The sequence below is a fragment of the Microbacterium sp. S1037 genome, assembly GCF_048381605.1.
GTDB lineage: Bacteria > Actinomycetota > Actinomycetes > Actinomycetales > Microbacteriaceae > Microbacterium > Microbacterium testaceum_B.
Map to the genome: position 1 here is coordinate 253803 of NZ_JBLWIG010000002.1, position 16964 is coordinate 270766.

At 70.7% G+C, this 16964-nt stretch carries 17 protein-coding genes; 9 read left to right on the forward strand and 8 right to left on the reverse strand.

Annotation, left to right across the window (positions count from 1 at the left end; translation table 11 throughout):
- Nucleotides 1-121 precede the first annotated feature (121 nt).
- Nucleotides 122-673: a helix-turn-helix domain-containing protein gene (locus ACMW4R_RS11900; protein WP_058597996.1), complete on the reverse strand. Its 552-nt coding sequence runs from the start codon at nt 671-673 to the stop codon at nt 122-124.
- A 65-nt stretch (nt 674-738) separates the two neighbouring features.
- On the opposite strand from ACMW4R_RS11900, the gene ACMW4R_RS11905 reads away from it, so the two are divergent.
- From ACMW4R_RS11905 to dapC, 5 genes are all read left to right on the forward strand, one after another.
- The gene (locus ACMW4R_RS11905) at nt 739-1467 is read left to right on the forward strand and encodes an AzlC family ABC transporter permease (RefSeq protein ID WP_058613515.1); all 729 of its coding nucleotides are present in this window, start codon (nt 739-741) and stop codon (nt 1465-1467) included.
- Entirely contained in the window at nt 1464-1778 is a 315-nt protein-coding gene (locus tag ACMW4R_RS11910) for an AzlD domain-containing protein (RefSeq protein WP_418300017.1), read from the forward strand. Before ACMW4R_RS11905 ends, ACMW4R_RS11910 begins: the two co-directional genes overlap by 4 nt.
- Nucleotides 1779-1825: 47 nt before the next feature.
- Complete coding sequence (locus ACMW4R_RS11915) at nt 1826-2248, forward strand: histidinol dehydrogenase (RefSeq protein WP_418300018.1); 423 nt, start codon at nt 1826-1828, stop codon at nt 2246-2248.
- A 68-nt stretch (nt 2249-2316) separates the two neighbouring features.
- Complete coding sequence (gene fdxA / locus ACMW4R_RS11920) at nt 2317-2637, forward strand: ferredoxin (RefSeq protein WP_013586172.1); 321 nt, start codon at nt 2317-2319, stop codon at nt 2635-2637.
- 3 nt (nt 2638-2640) lie between these two features.
- The gene (gene dapC, locus ACMW4R_RS11925) at nt 2641-3744 is read left to right on the forward strand and encodes a succinyldiaminopimelate transaminase (RefSeq protein WP_058626294.1); all 1104 of its coding nucleotides are present in this window, start codon (nt 2641-2643) and stop codon (nt 3742-3744) included.
- A 1-nt stretch (nt 3745) separates the two neighbouring features.
- Here the strand turns inward: dapC and ACMW4R_RS11930 are convergent, their stop codons facing one another.
- The 6 genes from ACMW4R_RS11930 to ACMW4R_RS11955 are packed head-to-tail and all read right to left on the reverse strand — an operon-like array spanning nt 3746 to nt 11016.
- Entirely contained in the window at nt 3746-5515 is a 1770-nt protein-coding gene (locus ACMW4R_RS11930) for an ABC transporter ATP-binding protein (RefSeq protein ID WP_058626295.1), read from the reverse strand.
- Nucleotides 5512-7074 carry an ABC transporter transmembrane domain-containing protein gene (locus tag ACMW4R_RS11935; RefSeq protein ID WP_058626296.1) on the reverse strand — a complete coding sequence of 521 codons (1563 nt, stop codon included), beginning with the start codon at nt 7072-7074 and terminating at the stop codon, nt 5512-5514. The genes ACMW4R_RS11930 and ACMW4R_RS11935 overlap by 4 nt, the downstream gene beginning before the upstream one ends.
- 2 nt (nt 7075-7076) lie before the next feature.
- Nucleotides 7077-7880 (reverse strand): ABC transporter ATP-binding protein, encoded by an 804-nt coding sequence (locus tag ACMW4R_RS11940; protein ID WP_058626297.1) that lies wholly within the window; start codon nt 7878-7880, stop codon nt 7077-7079.
- Nucleotides 7877-8905 (reverse strand): FecCD family ABC transporter permease, encoded by a 1029-nt coding sequence (locus tag ACMW4R_RS11945; RefSeq protein ID WP_058626298.1) that lies wholly within the window; start codon nt 8903-8905, stop codon nt 7877-7879. Before ACMW4R_RS11945 ends, ACMW4R_RS11940 begins: the two co-directional genes overlap by 4 nt.
- Nucleotides 8902-9954 carry a FecCD family ABC transporter permease gene (locus tag ACMW4R_RS11950; RefSeq protein ID WP_081318203.1) on the reverse strand — a complete coding sequence of 351 codons (1053 nt, stop codon included), beginning with the start codon at nt 9952-9954 and terminating at the stop codon, nt 8902-8904. The genes ACMW4R_RS11945 and ACMW4R_RS11950 overlap by 4 nt, the downstream gene beginning before the upstream one ends.
- A 6-nt stretch (nt 9955-9960) precedes the next feature.
- Nucleotides 9961-11016 (reverse strand): ABC transporter substrate-binding protein, encoded by a 1056-nt coding sequence (locus tag ACMW4R_RS11955; protein WP_081317475.1) that lies wholly within the window; start codon nt 11014-11016, stop codon nt 9961-9963.
- Between the two features lie 83 nt (nt 11017-11099).
- Here ACMW4R_RS11955 and ACMW4R_RS11960 point away from each other — a divergent pair, with 83 nt between their 5' ends.
- Together ACMW4R_RS11960 and ACMW4R_RS11965 are read left to right on the forward strand one after the other, a co-directional pair.
- Nucleotides 11100-11936: a helix-turn-helix domain-containing protein gene (locus ACMW4R_RS11960; protein ID WP_058613500.1), complete on the forward strand. Its 837-nt coding sequence runs from the start codon at nt 11100-11102 to the stop codon at nt 11934-11936.
- A 245-nt stretch (nt 11937-12181) separates the two neighbouring features.
- Complete coding sequence (locus ACMW4R_RS11965) at nt 12182-13510, forward strand: citrate synthase (RefSeq protein WP_373426649.1); 1329 nt, start codon at nt 12182-12184, stop codon at nt 13508-13510.
- 189 nt (nt 13511-13699) lie between these two features.
- On the opposite strand, the gene dapD is transcribed toward ACMW4R_RS11965, so the two are convergent.
- Entirely contained in the window at nt 13700-14611 is a 912-nt protein-coding gene (dapD, locus tag ACMW4R_RS11970) for a 2,3,4,5-tetrahydropyridine-2,6-dicarboxylate N-succinyltransferase (RefSeq protein ID WP_058626299.1), read from the reverse strand.
- Between the two features lie 44 nt (nt 14612-14655).
- On the opposite strand from dapD, the gene dapE reads away from it, so the two are divergent.
- Both dapE and ACMW4R_RS11980 read left to right on the forward strand, forming a co-directional pair.
- A complete protein-coding gene (gene dapE, locus ACMW4R_RS11975; protein ID WP_058598006.1) occupies nt 14656-15732 on the forward strand; it encodes a succinyl-diaminopimelate desuccinylase in 1077 nt (358 codons plus the stop codon).
- Complete coding sequence (locus ACMW4R_RS11980; protein ID WP_058626300.1) at nt 15729-16952, forward strand: hypothetical protein; 1224 nt, start codon at nt 15729-15731, stop codon at nt 16950-16952. The genes dapE and ACMW4R_RS11980 overlap by 4 nt, the downstream gene beginning before the upstream one ends.
- The last annotated feature ends 12 nt before the right edge of the window (nt 16953-16964 follow it).

Below are 16964 nucleotides of genomic sequence, written 5' to 3' on the forward strand. Positions count from 1 at the left end.
ACACTACGCCGCACGGCGCGGCGGCGCGACGGGTGCCCGATGACTTCGGTCGAATGCTCACAGTGAGGCCGTTCGGGCGTGCATTCGGCTCAAGTCAGCGCGGACGTCGGGGGACCCCGGGTCAGTGCGACTCGACCACGCAGACCGCGCTCATCCCGGGGGTCAGCGCCTCGAAAACGTGCGGGGCGTCTCCGGGATACGAGAGGTAGTCGCCGGGGGACAGCTCGTACGGGTCGTCGGCGGGCCCGACGCGCCCGCGGCCGGTGACCATCACGAGATGCTCCACCGTGCCCCGCGGGTGGGGGTCCGAGACGCGCGGGGTGCCCGGCTCGGCGCTCAGCAGGTAGATGTCGCGGCGCGCGTGCGGCGGACTCGCCGACAGGAGAACGGCGAGATACTCGGATGCCGCCGAGGGCACGGCCGTGGCCGCTTCTCCGGCGCGGATCAGCGTGGGGGAGCGGACGCCCTCGTCGACCAGGACCGCGAAGGGGACCTCGAGCGCCGAAGCCAGGGCCCACAGCGTCTCGACGCTGGGATTGCCGCCGCCGTTCTCGAGCTGGGACACGGTGGCTTTCGCGACGCCGGCGCGTCGCGCGAGCTCCGAGACGCTGAGGTCGCGACGCTCGCGTTCGCGCCGCAGGGTCGCCGCGATGCGGTCGCCGAGATCACTCATGTGTTCATTATGCTTGCCAATCGTTCGACTTGACGAACGAACGAGCATCGTTCAGCATGATGTCCATGCGTTCGTTATCGCGAACACCCGAGGGTGTCGCCGCCCGACAGGGCCTCGCCGTCGCTCTCGCGACCAGCGCGTACGGCATCTCTTTCGGGGCGCTGGCCGTGGCATCCGGGCTCGATGTCTGGCAGACGTGCGTGCTGAGCCTCCTGATGTTCACCGGCGGCTCGCAGTTCGCCTTCGTCGGCGTGATCGCGGCCGGGGGACTCGCCGCCGCCCCCGCCGCGATCGCTTCGGCGGCTCTTCTCGGCGTACGCAACGCGGCCTACGCGATGCGCATGGCCCCGATCGTCGCCGGCGGGTTCTGGCGCAAGGCCGCCGCGACGCCTTTCACGATCGACGAGTCGGTCGCGGTCGGGCTCGCGCAGGACGAGCCTCGGGCACGGCAGGCGGGCTTCTGGGTGACCGGCGTGGCGATCTGGGTCGGCTGGAACCTCTCGACGCTCCTCGGCGCACTGCTCGGGGACGTGCTGGGCGACCCTCGCGCGTACGGGCTCGATGCGGCCGCGGCGGCTGCCTTCCTCGCCCTCCTGTGGCCCCGGCTCCGCGGTCGTCAGCCGCTCGCGGTCGCGGCGGGGGCCGCCGTCGTCGCGGCGCTGCTGACCCCGGCGCTGATGCCGGGTATCCCGGTGATCGCCGCCGCCGGCGTCGCCGTCGTCGTGGGGCTCTTCGATCCGCGCCCGCCCGCACCCGAACCCCGGGACGTCGCTGAGCAGAAGGGCATGCCATGACCCTGTGGACCGCCGTGCTCGCGGCATCCGTCCTCTGCCTCGCTCTGAAGGCGGTGGGCTATCTCCTCCCCGCCCGGTGGCTGGAGGCCCCGCGGTCGGCGCGGATCGCCGACCTGCTCACGGTGGCGTTGCTCTCGGCGCTCGTGATGGTCCAGACGCTCGGTGAGGGTGCCGCGATCGTCGTCGACGCACGGGTGCCCGCGGTGGGGGTGGCGGCGCTGCTGCTGTGGGCGCGCGCACCGTTCCTGGTCGTGGTGGCGGCCGCCGCGCTCACCGCTGCCCTCCTGCGCCTGTGGGGGTGGGCAGCCTGATGCCGGTTCTCCGCTGCCGCATAGCGACCCGCGCCTAGACTGACCCGATGAGCTCTGGCATCCTGCGCATCGTCGGCTGGGTCGTGGCGCTGCTCATCGGCGCCTTCTACGGCGTAGCGGGCACGATCGGTCAGGCGTTCCGCCTCGGACCGGTGCCGCTCGGACTCCTCCTCGCGACTCTCGGCAGCGCCGCGCTGCTGGTCGCTCTCCGCACGCTGACGGGCGACCGCGTCAATGCCCTCGCGGGCGGGCTCGGCATCTCGCTCGCGACGTACGTGTTCTCGCAGCCCGGCCTCGGCGGATCGGCGATCGTGGCCGCGCCCAGCCCCGGCATGGAGTGGATCCCGGTGGTCTGGACGGTCGTCGGCCCCGCGCTGATGGTCTTCGTCGCCTTCTGGCCGTCCTTCTCGCACGTGCCGCAGGGGACGACCGAGTCAGACGAAGCCCGGGCCGCGGCTCACGTCCGCTGACGCGAGCGGATCATAGGGCCGACGGCGCGCGGCGAAGCCCTTCCGGCGAGCGCGATTAGACTGGTGTCGTGACTTACGTGATCGCCCTCCCGTGTGTCGATGTCAAAGACCGCGCCTGCATCGACGAGTGTCCGGTCGACTGCATCTACGAAGGCGAGCGGTCGCTCTACATCCACCCCGACGAATGCGTCGACTGCGGTGCATGCGAACCGGTGTGCCCGGTCGAGGCGATCTACTACGAAGACGACCTGCCCGAAGAGTGGTCCGACTACTACAAGGCGAACGTCGAGTTCTTCGACGACATCGGCTCTCCCGGCGGTGCCGCCAAGGTCGGCGTGATCGCCAAGGATCACCCCGTCATCACCGCACTTCCCCCGCAGAGCCACTGAACCGTGGGCGTCGCCGACCTCGCCGACTACCCCTGGGACGCCGTCGCCCCCTACGCGGAACGGGCGAGGCGTCACCCTGCCGGCATCGTCGACCTGTCGATCGGCTCGCCCGTCGACCCGACGCCCGCGGTGGTCGCCGAGGCTCTCGCCGACGCGACCGACGCGCACGCTTACCCCCAGACCGCCGGAACGCCTGCGCTGCGTGAGGCGATCGCCGAGTGGTACGCCCGACGGCGCGGCGTCCCCGGTCTGAGCGCCGCGAACGTCCTGCCCACCGTCGGCTCGAAAGAGCTCGTCGCGCTCCTCCCTCTGCTGCTGGGTCTCGGCCCCGGCGATGCCGTGGTGCACCCGCGCGCGGCGTACCCGACCTACGAGGTGGGCGCGCGTCTCGTGGGCGCCGAGCCGGTGGCATCCGATGATCCGACCGAGTGGCCCGCGAACACGAAGCTCGTCTGGGTCAACTCGCCGGGAAACCCCGACGGCCGCGTGCTGTCGGTGTCCGAGATGACGGATGCCGTGAGCCGGGCGCGAGAGCTCGGAGCCGTTCTGGCGTCGGACGAGTGCTACGCCGAACTCGGGTGGGACGCCCCCTGGGACGTCGAGCGCGTGCCGAGCGTGCTGGATCCCGCCGTGGTCGGGGACGACCTCACCGACGTGCTGTCGGTGTACTCGCTGAGCAAGCAGTCGAACCTCGCGGGGTACCGCGCGGCGTTCTTGGCCGGTGACGCGGCGCTCGTCTCGCGATTGCTGACCGGGCGTAAGCACCTCGGTCTGATGCCTCCCGCTCCCGTGCAGCGCGCGATGACCGTGGCTCTCGGCGATGACGCGCACGTCGCCGAGCAGCGTGAGCGCTACGCCCGGCGCCGCGCCGTGCTGAAGCCCGCGGTCGAGGCCGCCGGCTTCACCATCGACCGCAGCGAGGCCGGCCTGTACCTGTGGGCCACCGAGGGACGCGACGCGTGGGAGAGCGTGGGGCGGCTCGCCGACCTCGGTATCCTCGTCGGTCCGGGGCACTTCTACGGCACGCACTTCCCGAACCACGTCCGGTTCTCGCTGACCGCGACCGATGAGCGGATCGCCGCGGCGGCCGAGCGGCTCGCTCCCTGATTCAGGTCGAACGACTCCACGCGTCCCACAGGCGCGCGTAGGCCCCGCCCGCGGTGCGGAGGTCGTCGTGGGTGCCCTCCTCGTGCACACGACCGGCGTCGAGCAGCACGACACGGTCGGCGGACGCGGCCTGGCTGAGTCGATGCGCGACGACGAGCGCGGTTCGCCCCCCGATGGCCGCCGACGCCGCGTCCTCGAGGCGTCCCGCCTCGGTGGAGCCGGCCTCGGCGGTGGCCTCGTCGAGGACGATGAACGAGGGGTCGGCGAGGAGAACTCGTGCCAGCGCGAGATGCTGGGCCTCGGAGGGTGACAGGGGAGTCCCCGAGGCGCCGACCGGTTCATCGAGGCCGCGGGCCAGCCGCGCGACGATGTCCTCGGCGCCCACGCGCCGCAACGCGGCATGCACCTCGTCGTCGGTCGCGCCGGGTGCTGCGAGGGTGAGGTTGTCGCGGAGGTCGGCATCGAAGACGTGCACGTCCTGAGTGACGAGAGCGACGGAACGCGGTCGGTCGACCTGGCCGACGAGCGGGTCGTGCACTCCGGCGGCGATCGCGGCGAGCGTGGACTTCCCGGCGCCCGACGCTCCGACGACCGCCACGCGCTCGCCCGCCGCGATTCGCAGTGACACGTCGTGCAGCACGGGGTGACCCGCGTCGTACGCGTGGGTGATCCCGCGCAGGTCGACGTCGCGGGGGTCGACGTCGCGCGGGTCGACGTCGCGCGGCTCGGTGCCGTGCGGTTCGACGCCGGCGGGACCGCGTGACGATTCGCTCACGGGATCCCGCGGCGCCGCCGTTCGGATGACCCCGACGATGCGCGAGAGCGACGCCAGGGCCGATTGCAGGTCGTCGACGACGAAGAGCAGCTCGTTGATCGGGCCGAACAGGCGGAGGAACAGCAGCATGGCTGCGGTCGTCCCACCCACGCTGCCGTGCCCGTTCGCGACGAGGACGAACCCCACGACGAGCAGACCCGCCATGCCGAGGAACTCCGCCGCGTTCAGCCGGGCGAAGAACAGGTTCTGGATGCCGCGTGCGCGCATGCTCCACCGCACGACGGCCCACGACGCGGTCGAGATGCGGTCCAGGTGCGAAGGAGCCGTGCGATAGGCGCGGACGGTCTCCAGCCCGCGCAGCGTGTCGAGAAGATGCTGTGCGCGCTCGGCCATCGCGGCGCGCTCCGCCGCGTAGACACCCGGGGCGTGACGCAGATAGCGACGCACCGCGAAGACGTGCAGGGGCGTGATGGCGATCAACGCCACTGCGTACCAGGGATCGATGACCGCCATACCGACGAGGGTGACGGCGATCGTGAACGCGGCCCCGACGAGGGCCGGGACGACGCGGGGGATGGCCTCCGACACCTGAGCGACATCGTCGCCGGCCCGAGCGATCAGATCGCCCGTGCCGGCGCGTTCGACGCGAGCCGGAGGCAGGTGCAGGGCGGTGTCGACCATCCGCTCACGGAGGTCGGCGAGGGCGCTCTCGAACAGCTGCGAGGCCGAGACCATGCCGACGGCGGTGAGCACGGCGCCGGTCACGACTGCGCCGGCCATCACGGCGGCGAGCGTCCACGCGAGCGGCGGTGCGTCGTCGCCCGCGCCGATCGCGTCCACGACGACCCCGAGGGCGAGCGGGCCCACCACTCCCGACGCCGCAGCCGAGAGCACGACCGCGATGAGCGACGGCAGGCGCCACCATCCGCGCGGAAGAGACTTCCGGAGTTCGTGCAACACCTCTCGGGCCGAGGCGAGCGGGAGGGGGACACTCATTCGGTCGCTCCTTCGGGCATGCGGATCACGCGATCTGCGATGGCGGCGAACGCCGGTGCGCGCGTGATGACGACGGTGCGTCGATGGCGCCGCATCCTGTGTACCCGCTCGGCGATTCGCGCTTCGGTGACGGCGTCGACGGCGGTGGTCGGATCGTGCAGCACCAGCAGTTCGGGGTCGTGCGCGAGAGCGCGCGCGAGGGCGACCCGTTGACGCTGACCGCCCGACAGCGCGCTGCCGTTCTCGCCGACGCGGCTGTCGAGTCCGGCGGGCAGTGCGGTGGCGAGTTCGTCGCACACGGCGGCGTGAAGGGCCGCCGACTGGGTCGCGGCATCCCGATCCGGCGGGCTGACGTTGTCGGCGACCGTCCCGGTGAACAGGTGCGCAGCGTGCGGGGCGTGGAGGGCTTCGGGATGCCGTGCCCGCAGGGCCGCGATCACCTCGGCGGCCCGCTCGCCGCCGCACGCGACGACCACGAACTCTCCGGGCCGGATGTCCGGCGCCCGCTGTGCCGCCGGGCTCGGCGGCGCGACGACCGCGACCGGTTCGGTGTCGCGGAGGACATCGAGCACCCGTGCCGCAGAGGCCGTCGCCGACGCCCACCATGAGCCGGTGTAGAGCGCGAGCGCGCGCAGCGGGTCGAGGAGGAACTGCGCGAGTCCCACGACCGCGATGAACTCGCCGAGGCCCAGGCCTCCCGACATTGTGAGCAGGGCCGCGGCGACAGCGACGGCGGTGAGGAACAGTCCGGTGACGACGCTCATGGCCCCGCCGAAGACCCCCTCGGCGCGGCGGGCGCGCATGGTGTCTACGAGGGCGGCGCGGCTGGCGCGACGGTACCGGCGGCCCGCCTCGGCTTCGGCGCCGATGCCGCGGATCACGCGGTATCCGCTCATGAGGTCAGCGGCCCGACCCGCCGCAGCGGCCGCGGCTTCCTGCTCCTCGCCGCTACGGTCGCGCAGTCGTCGACCCGCGCGCTCCGTGACCCACAGCAGGATCGGCGCGCCGAGCAGGACGGCGACGCCCAGCGGCCACGAGACGGTGACGAGCACGGCTCCGCCGAAGAGCACCGCGGCGAGCTGGCCCACGGGGTAGACGCCGATCTCGACGGCCTCCGCCAGCCTGCTGGTGTCGGACGTGGCGATCGAGAGGGCGACACCCGGCTGCTCCGACGGACGCCCCGGTCGTGGTGGTCGCTTGAGAAGGTGGGTCGCGACGGAGATCCGGAGACGGTGTTGGACGGCCAGCATGCCCAGTTCCGCGAGCCGCGATCCGAAACGCCAGGAGAAGGACAGCAGGACGAAGTCGGCCGCGAGCACCCCGAGCCACAGCACGAGCTGAGCGGGATCGCCGGTCGTGACCGCGCGTTCGATCGCGAGCCCCATGACGATCGGGACGAGCGCTTCGCCCACCTGGTGGGTGATCGAGAGCACGGCGGCCGGAACGGTGTAGCGCGGCGCGGCACCCATCGCCCGTAGGGCGAGTGAGCGCGGGGTCGTTCGATCGGTGACCGACAGATCTCGGGTGCGAACGGGGTCGGCGGGGGCCTGGAGAAGCATCCTCACGGTCGGACGGCCCTGTCTCGACCGAGGGCCGAGACCGCGGGCGTCCCCGAGACCGGGTCGGGGGTCACCACGCAGCGCAGGCCGAAGACGTCCTCGACCATCTCGGCCGTCACGATGTCGGCCGGGGCGCCTTCGGCGACGATCCGCCCGTCTTTCACGGCGATGAGGTGGCTCCCGTATCGCGCCGCCTGGTTCAGGTCATGGAGCACCGCCACGAGTGTGCGCCCCTGCTCGTTCAGGTCGGTCAGCAACTCCATCAGCTCGATCTGGTGGGCGATGTCGAGGAAGGTCGTGGGTTCGTCGAGCAGGAGGATCGGCGTCTGCTGCGCCAGCGCCATGGCGATCCAGACCCGCTGGCGCTGGCCGCCCGACAGTTCCGCGACGAGGCGTCCCGACAGATCCGCCGTGCCGGTGGCATCCAGAGCCTGCCTCACCGCCGCCTCGTCGTCGACGGACCACTGCCGCAGGAACCCCTGGTGGGGGTACCGTCCGCGGGCCACGAGGTCGATGACCGTGATGCCGTCGGGAGCGAGAGACGTCTGCGGGAGCAGGCCCACGGCTCGCGCGAGCTCTTTGGGTTGGTACTCCGCGAGCGGCCGTTCGTCGAGCCGTACCTCGCCCGACACCGGCGTGAGAAGGCGGGCGAGAGCGCGCAGGAGCGTGGACTTTCCGCTCGCGTTGGCGCCCACGATCACCGTGAAGGAGCCGTCGGGGATGGCGACTGACAGCTTCTCCGAGATGATGCGGCGGTCGTAGCCGATGGTCAGATCATGAGCGGCGAGGCGGGCGGGAGCGGTCATGCGCGTCTCCGGGTTTCGTGGATGAGGAGCCAGACGAGGTAGAGGCCGCCGACGACGACGGTGACCAGGCCCACGGGAAGCGGCGTGGGCAGCATGTGCTGAGCGACGATGTCGGATGCCAGGAGTACGACCGCCCCGACGAGCGCCGACGGTACGAGGGCGATGCCCGCTGTCCGGGCCAGCCGCTGTGCGATCTGCGGTGCGGCGAGGGCGACGAAAGCGATGGGTCCGGCGGCCGCGGTAACCACCGCGGTCAGCGCGACGGCGCAGACGACCAGACCGAGCCGGGACCTCTCGACACGGATGCCGAGCGCCCGCGCCGCGTCGTCGCCGAGCTCGAGACGCGAGAGGGCGCCGCTGAAGACGGCGAGGGCGACGAGGGCGACAGTGATCACCGCGGCGGCGGGGAGGAACTGCCCCCATCCGACCGGCGACAGCGAGCCCGCGCCCCACACAGCGGCGACCATCGCCACTTCGATCTTGGCTCGCAGCACGAGGTAGGTGCTGAGTGCTTGGAGCATCGCCGAGACGCCGATGCCGACGACGATCAGACGGAAGCCCTGGATGCCGCGCCGGTAGGCGAGCACGTACACCAGCGCCGCGGCGGCGAGGCCTCCCGCGATCGCCCCCGCGGAGACGGGACCACTGCCCGCCGCCGCGCCGAAGAGAATGATCGCGCTCAACCCGCCGGCGTAGGAGCCGGCCGACAGCCCGATGACGTCGGGGCTGGCGAGCGGGTTCCTCGTGAGCGACTGGAAGACCGCTCCCGACACGCCCAGAGCGGCGCCGAAGACGAGAGCGGCGAGCACGCGCGGAAGCCGCCACTCGCGGACGACGGTCGCCGTGAAGCCGTGGTCAGCGCCGAGAAGGGCGCCCCCGACCTGGGCAGGGGTGAGGGGCAGATCACCGAGACAGAGGGCGAGGACCGCGAGGATCGCCGCGACCACGGCGACGACGACCCCCGTCGTGAGCGTGCGCACGCGGAAGCGCAGCGACACCGGCCCACGGCGGATGACGAGGCTCACAGGCTGCTCGCTCTCGCCCGGCGCACCAGCGCGATGAGCACGGGTGCTCCGACGAAGGCGGTGACGATGCCCACCGGCACTTCGCTCGGCCACAGGATCACCCGACCGATGACATCGGACACGAGGAGCACCGTCGGTGCGATCACCATCGTGTACGGGAGGATCCACCTCTGGTCCGGCCCGACGATCCATCTCGCGACGTGCGGAGCCATGAGGCCGACGAAGGCGATCGGACCGGCGATCGCCGTTGCCGATCCCGCGAGGACGGTGATGGCCGCGATCGAGAGCACACGGGTGCGCACGAGTCTCGTGCCGAGGGAGGAGGCGAGTTCGTCGCCGAGGCCGAGAGAGTTGAGCGACCGCGCGCAGGCGAGGGCCACGACGACACCGCAGCCGACGAAAGGGACGACGGGGAGGATGACGTCCCACCCGCGTTCCACGAACGAACCCGCGTTCCACCCCCGCAGGCGCGCGAAGGTGACCGGGTCGAGGAGCATCATCGCGCTCGTGACGCCCATGAGCACGGCTCCGACGGCGACTCCGGCCAGGGTCAACCGCACGGGATCGGGCCCGCCGCGTCCCGCCCCGCCGATCGCGTAGACGGCGACGGTGACCAGGAGGGCGCCGCCGAACGCCCAGGGGAGGAACTGCACGGCGGTCACCGCGCCCAGGACGACGCCGATCGCGACGAAGAGGGCGGCGCCGGCATCCACTCCCAGGATGCCGGGATCGCCGAGGGGATTCCGGGTGAATGCCTGGATCAGCGCGCCGGCGAGTCCGAGGGCGACCCCGGCGACGACCGCGGCGATCGTGCGGGGGACGCGCAGGTCACGGACGATCTGATCGGTGACCGCTCCGTCGGGGGTGGCCAGGGCATGCCAGATCTCGGCGGGGGAGAGGGCGTTCGAGCCGACCGCGACGCTGAGGCCGGCCGCCACGACGAGGGCGATCACGGCAACGACGAGACCCGCGGCTCGGCGACGAGGGGAGGCGGAGGGGCGGTCGCGCCGCGCAGCAGGGCGCGACGCGACCGCGAGGGGCGAGATCACCGCGGGTCAGCCCTCGACACTCTGCGGGGAGGTGCCGGCGACGGCCTTCTCGAGGCGCGGGACGAGCTTGTCGATGACGTACTTCTGGCTCAACGGCGTGAGGAAGTAGATGGCGCCCGCGAGCTCGGCGTCGGTGTAGACAGCGCGTCCTCCGGTGACCGCCGACAGCGACCGCGTCGTTCCGAAGTCGAGCAGCGCAGGCAGCGAGTCGGCGCTCTCGGTGGCGAAGACGATGACGTCGGCGTCGATGAGCGACATGTTCTCGCCCGAGATGAGCGCCTGCGCGCCCTTCTGCTGAACATACTTCTCGAGCCCCGGGGTGATCACGAAGCCGAGGTCGGTGAGGAAGTCGGTGTTCAGGCCGTCGGGATACACGTAGATGCTGCCCTCCCACGGGCCGCCCTGCGAGAACGACGCCGTCTTGCCGGCGAACTCGGGGTGGGCGGCCGCGGCCGCCGCGTACTGCTCTTCGATGCCGGTGATGAGCTTCTCGCCCTCGGCGCTGCGCCCCATCGCCTGAGCGATCTGCCGGGTCTGACCCTTCCAGTCGGAGAAGTAGCGCTCGCTGCCGGGGACGCTCGCGATCGTGGGGGCGATCGCGCTGAGCTTGGTGTAGTCGTCGGCCGTCATGTTCGCGTTCGTGCCGACGATGAGGTCGGGCTCGAGCGAGGCGATCTTCTCGAACTCGAAGCCGTCGGTGGCCGACAGCACGGTGGGCTCGGCACCGTTGAGCAGATCGGTCGCCCACGGCCAGACGGCGTAGGGCTGTTCCCCGTACCACTCGGTCGTGGCGATCGGGGGTGTGCCGAGTTCGAGCAGGATGTCCTGCTCGGTGAGGCCCACGACGACGACGCGCTGCGGTTCCGCCTCTACCGTGGTCTCGCCGAACTGGTGGGTCACGGTGACGGGGAACGCGTCGCTCGGCTCGGTCGAATAGGTCGCGTTCTCCGCGACAGCCGTGGCGGTGCCGCCACAGCCGGCGAGCAGGGCGGCGGTGACGGCGAGGACGGTGCCGAGCGCGGCGAGACGCGCGGGGCGGGAGCGGTGCAGGGTGACGGACATGGAGGCTCTCGGGTAGACGGGTACGGGCGCCGCTAGGTTAGCCTTGCCTTACTTTGCCCGCCATCGTCGTGAGGAGACACCACGTGCTGATCGAGGACACGGTCATGTCGCCTGGGGAACACGCGGACCACGTGGATGCGGCTCTCTCCGCGCCGCGTGTTCGCCAGTGGACATTCGCCGAGTTCGCGGTCACGTCGACATTCGTCGACGGCGGCAGCGAATTCGCGTTGCACCGTCACGAGGAGGATCAGCTCGCGTGGATGGCATCCGGATCCATGGAGGTCTCGGTCGGATCCGATCGCTGGCACCTCCGTCGCGATCACGCGGCGTGGATCCCCACCGGGGTGCTGCACGAGATGCGCTTCGCCGAACCGGGGGAGCTCGTCAGCGCGTACGTGGATCAACGACACCGACCGAGCCCCTCGGGCTGGGCGCAGGCTCGCGTTCTCACGCTCGATCCCCTCGCCGGGGCACTACTGCGTCATCTCTCGGTCGATGGGCGGTCCGCAGCGCGTCGACAAGCCGCCTACGCGCTCCTCAACGACCTGGTCGCCGAGGCCCCGGTCTCGCGCGAGGTCGTCGCTCTGCCGCGCGACCCCCGTGCGCGCGCGATCGCTGTCGCGCTGCTCGCCGCACCCGACGACGATCGCGAACTCGCCGCCTGGGCGGCGAGCGAGGGCGTCAGCGCGAAGACCATCGCACGCGCCTTCCTCGCGGACACGGGTTGGACCTTCCGGGAATGGCGTGTGCGGGCGCGTCTGCACGTCGCGGTCGGCCTGCTGCAGGGGGGTGAGCCCGTGCACGCCGTCGCTCCGTCCGTCGGCTACGACTCGGTCAGCAGCTTCATCTCGGCCTTTCGCGCGCGGTTCGGAGTGACCCCCACCGCCTACGTCGGCCGCTCACGGTCCGCCGACCTCTGACCCCCGCGTCGGGACCAGTCGCGCCCCGCGTCGACGCCGGGGAGCATCGTCGCGAGCGATGAGGAGGATCCCTCCATTCGATGGGGGCATCCTTTGGCGTTGTCATCTGTACGTGCCACGGCCTACTAGGCTGTAAAAGCACTGTGCTCGGGCATCCCTCCGAGCGCGTGTCGACCGTGAGGCCGCACTCGTGGCATCCACCGGTCGAGAAGACCGCGGGTGCCTCCGCCCCCGTGGCCGAACAAATGGGCGACCAGAAATCGCAAGGAGGCGCGGTGAGCGACGCGGGAACGCAGAACGACAAGGCCACCCTCACGGTGGGGGGCACCACCGCCGAATTCCCGGTGCTCCGGGGAACCGACGGCATCCCGAGCATCGACATCGCGTCGCTGACGAAGCAGACCGGCCACACGACGCTCGACTACGGCTTCGTGAACACCGCGTCGACGAAGTCCGACATCACCTACATCGATGGCGACCAGGGCATCCTGCGCTATCGCGGGTACCCGATCGAGCAGCTCGCGAAGAACAGCACCTACCTCGAGGTCGCGTGGCTGCTCATCTACGGCGAACTGCCGTCGGCATCCGAACTCGCCTCGTTCGACGAGCGCATCCGCCGTCACACGCTCCTGCACGAGGACCTCAAGCGATTCTTCTCGTCGCTGCCCCCGACCGCGCACCCCATGTCGGTGCTCTCTGCGGCCACCGCGGCTCTCTCGACCTACTACGAGTCCGAGTCGGACCCGCACAACCCCGAGCACGTCGAGCTGAACACGGTGCGCATGCTCGCCAAGCTTCCCGTGATCGCGGCGTACGCGCACAAGAAGAGCATCGGCCAGGCCTTCCTGTACCCCGACAACTCGCTCGGCTTCGTCGACAACTTCCTCAAGCTCAACTTCGGTGTGCTGAGCGAGATCTACGAGGTCAACCCGGTCATGACCAAGGCCCTCGACCTGCTGCTCATGCTGCACGCCGACCACGAGCAGAACGCCTCGACCTCGACGGTGCGTCTGGTGGGCTCGACCGGTGCCAACCAGTTCGCGTCGATCTCCGCCGGCATCCAGGCCCTGTCCGGCCCGCTGCACGGTGGCGCCAATGAGGCCGTGCTGCAGATGCTCGGTCGCATCCGCGACTCCGGCGAGAGCGTCGAGCGCTTCGTCGAGCGGGTGAAGAATAAAGAAGAGGGCGTCAAGCTCATGGGATTCGGCCACCGGGTCTACAAGAACTACGACCCGCGCGCCAAGCTCGTGAAAGAAGCGGCCGACGAGGTTCTCGAAGCCCTCGGCGTCAGCGACCCGCTGCTCGACCTCGCGAAGGAGCTCGAGCAGATCGCGCTGCAGGACGACTACTTCAAGGAACGTCGTCTGTACCCGAACGTCGACTTCTACACCGGCGTGATCTACAAGGCGATGGGTTTCCCCACGCGCATGTTCACGGTCCTCTTCGCGATCGGTCGTCTGCCGGGCTGGCTCGCGCAGTGGCGTGAGGCGATCACCGACCCGCAGACCAAGATCGGCCGCCCGCAGCAGCTCTACACGGGGGCTGCCGAGCGCAACTACCCCGGCATCGGCTGATCCCGCTGCCGCAAACGCCCCGTCCCTCTTCGGAGGGGCGGGGCGTTTCGTGTGAGGGCCGGCGTGCGAGGGCCAGCGCGTGTGGGGCCAGCGCGGGTAGCGCGCGCATAAACGCGATCCACGCACAGAAACACGGGGAGAACGTGTTTCTGCGCGTGGATCGCGTTTATGAGAGGGGAGTGCCGCGGCTCAGGCGTGCAGCGCCTCGTTCAGCGTCACGCCGACACCCGCTCGCGCCGACGCTTCGACAGCGCCCGTCAGCGAATTGCGTCGGAACAGGATGCCGTTGCGCCCCGACAGTTCGCCCGCCTTCACGACCTCGTCGCCGACCTTCACCTTCGTGCCGGCCGTGACGTAGAGGCCCGCCTCGACGACGCAGTCGTCGCCGAGCGAGATGCCGATGCCCGCGTTGGCGCCGAGCAGCGTGCGCGCGCCGATCGAGACGCGGTGGGTCCCGCCCCCGGAGAGCGTGCCCATGATCGAGGCTCCGCCGCCGATGTCGGTGCCGTCGCCGATCACCACGCCTTGCGAGACACGTCCTTCGATCATCGAGGAGCCGAGGGTGCCGGCGTTGAAGTTCACGAAGCCCTCGTGCATCACAGTCGTACCGGGGGAGAGGTGCGCACCGAGGCGAACACGCGAGGCGTCGGCGATGCGGACGCCGGCGGGCGACACGTAGTCCGTGAGGCGCGGGAACTTGTCGAGCCCCTGGATCTGGATGCCGTGCCTCTGGAGCGCGGGACGCAGGCGCGCCGCGTCATCGGGGTGGATCGGGCCTGCGTTGGTCCACGCGACGTTGGGCAGGTGCCCGAAGATGCCGTCGAGGTTGATCTCGTTCGGGCGCACGAGCAGGTGCGACAGCGCGTGGAGGCGCAGATAGGCGTCGACCGTGGACGCCGGGGCCGCATCGGCGTCGATGGTCAGCGACACCGTCTCGATACGGACATTGCGGCGCTCATCGGCCCCGGCCTGGGCCTCGAGATCGGTCGAGACCTCGGGCTCGCCGCCCAGGGACGGCTTCGGGAACCACGCGTCGAGCACGGTCCCTCCCTCGGCGATGGTCGAGAGTCCGGCAGCGCTGATACGTCGTTCGTTGCTCACGGCTCCAGGCTACCGGCGGCACCGCGCTGGATAGGATCGGGGGCATGCCCTCGCTCGATCTCACGTCGTCCTCGCTCGATCTCACGCGCGCCATCTGCGACATCCCGAGCGTGTCCGGTGACGAGACGACCCTCGCGGATGCCATCGCCGCCGCCCTCGCCGACTACGACCACCTCGAGGTCATCCGCGACGGGGACACGATCGTCGCGCGCACCGATTTCGGCCGCGCGCGTCGGGTGGTGATCGCCGGGCACATCGACACCGTGCCCATCAACCGCAACCTCCCCGTCGAGGACCGCGACGTCGACGGCGAAGCCGTGCTCTGGGGCCGCGGGACCGTCGACATGAAGGCGGGCGTCGCGGTGCAGCTCAAGCTCGCCGCAGAGCTCGTCGCGCCCCCGGTCGACATCACGTGGATGTGGTACGACCACGAGGAGGTCGACTCGTCCCTGAACGGTCTGGGGCGACTCTCTCGCAACCGCCCGGATCTCTTCGTCGGAGACTTCGCGATCCTCGGGGAGCCCAGCAACGGCGAGGTCGAGGGGGGATGCAACGGCACGCTCCGCGCCGTCATTCGAACCGACGGCGTCCGCGCTCACAGCGCTCGGTCGTGGATCGGTGAGAACGCGATCCACAAAGCGGCCCCCATCCTCGCGCGCCTCGCCGAGTACCGCGCGCGTGAGATCGAGGTCGAGGGGCTGCTCTATCGCGAAGGCCTCAACGCCGTGAAGATCTCCGGGGGAGTCGCGGGCAACGTGATCCCCGACGCGTGCGAGGTCGAGGTGAACTACCGCTTCGCCCCGAGTCGCGACGCTGCGGGCGCCGAACGGGTCGTCCGCGACGTGTTCACCGGCTTCGACGTCGAGATCGTCGACGTCGCCGAGGGCGCCCGTCCGGGCTTGGACGCGGCACTCGCGCAGGAGTTCGTCGCCGCGGTCGGTGCGACACCCCGCCCGAAGTACGGTTGGACCGACGTCGCCCGGTTCTCCGCGCTCGGCATCCCGGCCGTCAACTACGGTCCGGGCGATCCGCACCTCGCGCACCACGACGAGGAGCGCGTTCCCGTGGCGCAGATCGACGCCGTGGAGCACGGCCTGCGAGCGTGGTTGAGCGGGTCGTGACCACCGAGGTCGCGGCATCCAGAACCGTCCGGGGATGGGCTCGTCTGCCCGTGCCGTGGCGTATCGCCCTGATCTACGTCGCGGCGCGCGTCGTCACGACGGCCTTCTTCCTGATCGCGGCGGCGATGTCGGGGCCGGCATCGCGCTACGGCGTCGACCCGTCGCTCGGACAGCTCGCCCTGGGGTGGGACGCGCAGTGGTACTGGCTCGCGGCCGTGTCGGGGTATCCGTCCGTGCTGCCCGTCAACGCCGAGGGTGCGGTGTCGGAGAACGCGTGGGCGTTCCTTCCGCTGTACCCGTACCTCTCGGCGGGGCTGGGAGCTCTTCTGGGGTCCTGGGGTGCCGGGGCGGTCACGATCTCGCTCCTCGCCGGTTACGGCGCGAGCGTGGCGCTGCATGCCCTTCTCCGTGACCGTGTGGGCGATGCGGCGGCCACCTGGGCGGTGGTCTTCTTCGCTACCGGTCCCCTGGCCGCGCTGTTCCAGGTCGGGTACGCCGAATCGCTCTTCCTGTTCCTCCTCTTCGTGGCACTCCGCTGCGTGCAGCGACGGCGATGGGGGTGGCTTTACCTCCTCGTCCCCGCCATGGGGTTCACCCGCCCGGGAATCCTCGCCTTCGCGCTGTTCCTCGCGCTCTACGGCATCCATCGTTTCGTCCGGCGACGCAGCGATCCGCTCCCGCGACGCGAGGTCGTGCACATCGTCGCCCTCGGGCTCGTCAGCGTGGCCGTCGGATTCGCGTGGCAGACGATCGCGGCGATGGTCACGGGCGACGCGGGCGCGTATCTCGCGACGGAGCTCGCGTGGCGCCGCAACTGGATCACCGACGCGAGCGGGCATTTCGTCCCGATCGAGGGGTGGGTGCAGGCCGCCGCGTTCTGGTTCACCCAGTGGGGACTCGGGGTCTGGCTCGGCTACGTCGCGCTGGTGGTCCTCGTCGTGGGTGTCTCTCTCGCGCTGTGGTTCCTCGGTCCGGTTAGACGGCTCGGTGTCGAGGTTCGTCTCTGGTCGGCCAGCTATCTCATCTACCTGCTCCTGGTGTTCTTCCCGCAGTCGAGCATCTTCCGGTTGCTCCTGCCGGTGTCGCCCCTGTGGGGAGCACTCGCGGTGCCTCGCTCCACCGCCTGGCGCGTCGGGGTCCTCGCCCTGGCGTTGCTCGGGCAGTGGTGGTGGATCTACAACATGTACGCCCTGGCCAACACCTACTGGCAGATCCCCTGAGCGGATGCCGTG

What these genes read in the sequence shown, in the direction of transcription:
- ACMW4R_RS11900 (WP_058597996.1), bottom strand. Translation starts at nt 673, where the DNA reads ATGAGTGATCTCGGCGACCGCATCGCGGCGACCCTGCGGCGCGAACGC.
- ACMW4R_RS11905 (WP_058613515.1), top strand. Translation starts at nt 739, where the DNA reads ATGCGTTCGTTATCGCGAACACCCGAGGGTGTCGCCGCCCGACAGGGC.
- ACMW4R_RS11910 (WP_418300017.1), top strand. Translation starts at nt 1,464, where the DNA reads ATGACCCTGTGGACCGCCGTGCTCGCGGCATCCGTCCTCTGCCTCGCT.
- ACMW4R_RS11915 (WP_418300018.1), top strand. Translation starts at nt 1,826, where the DNA reads ATGAGCTCTGGCATCCTGCGCATCGTCGGCTGGGTCGTGGCGCTGCTC.
- ACMW4R_RS11930 (WP_058626295.1), bottom strand. Translation starts at nt 5,515, where the DNA reads ATGAGTGTCCCCCTCCCGCTCGCCTCGGCCCGAGAGGTGTTGCACGAA.
- ACMW4R_RS11935 (WP_058626296.1), bottom strand. Translation starts at nt 7,074, where the DNA reads ATGCTTCTCCAGGCCCCCGCCGACCCCGTTCGCACCCGAGATCTGTCG.
- ACMW4R_RS11940 (WP_058626297.1), bottom strand. Translation starts at nt 7,880, where the DNA reads ATGACCGCTCCCGCCCGCCTCGCCGCTCATGATCTGACCATCGGCTAC.
- ACMW4R_RS11955 (WP_081317475.1), bottom strand. Translation starts at nt 11,016, where the DNA reads ATGTCCGTCACCCTGCACCGCTCCCGCCCCGCGCGTCTCGCCGCGCTC.
- ACMW4R_RS11965 (WP_373426649.1), top strand. Translation starts at nt 12,182, where the DNA reads ATGGGCGACCAGAAATCGCAAGGAGGCGCGGTGAGCGACGCGGGAACG.
- dapE (WP_058598006.1), top strand. Translation starts at nt 14,656, where the DNA reads ATGCCCTCGCTCGATCTCACGTCGTCCTCGCTCGATCTCACGCGCGCC.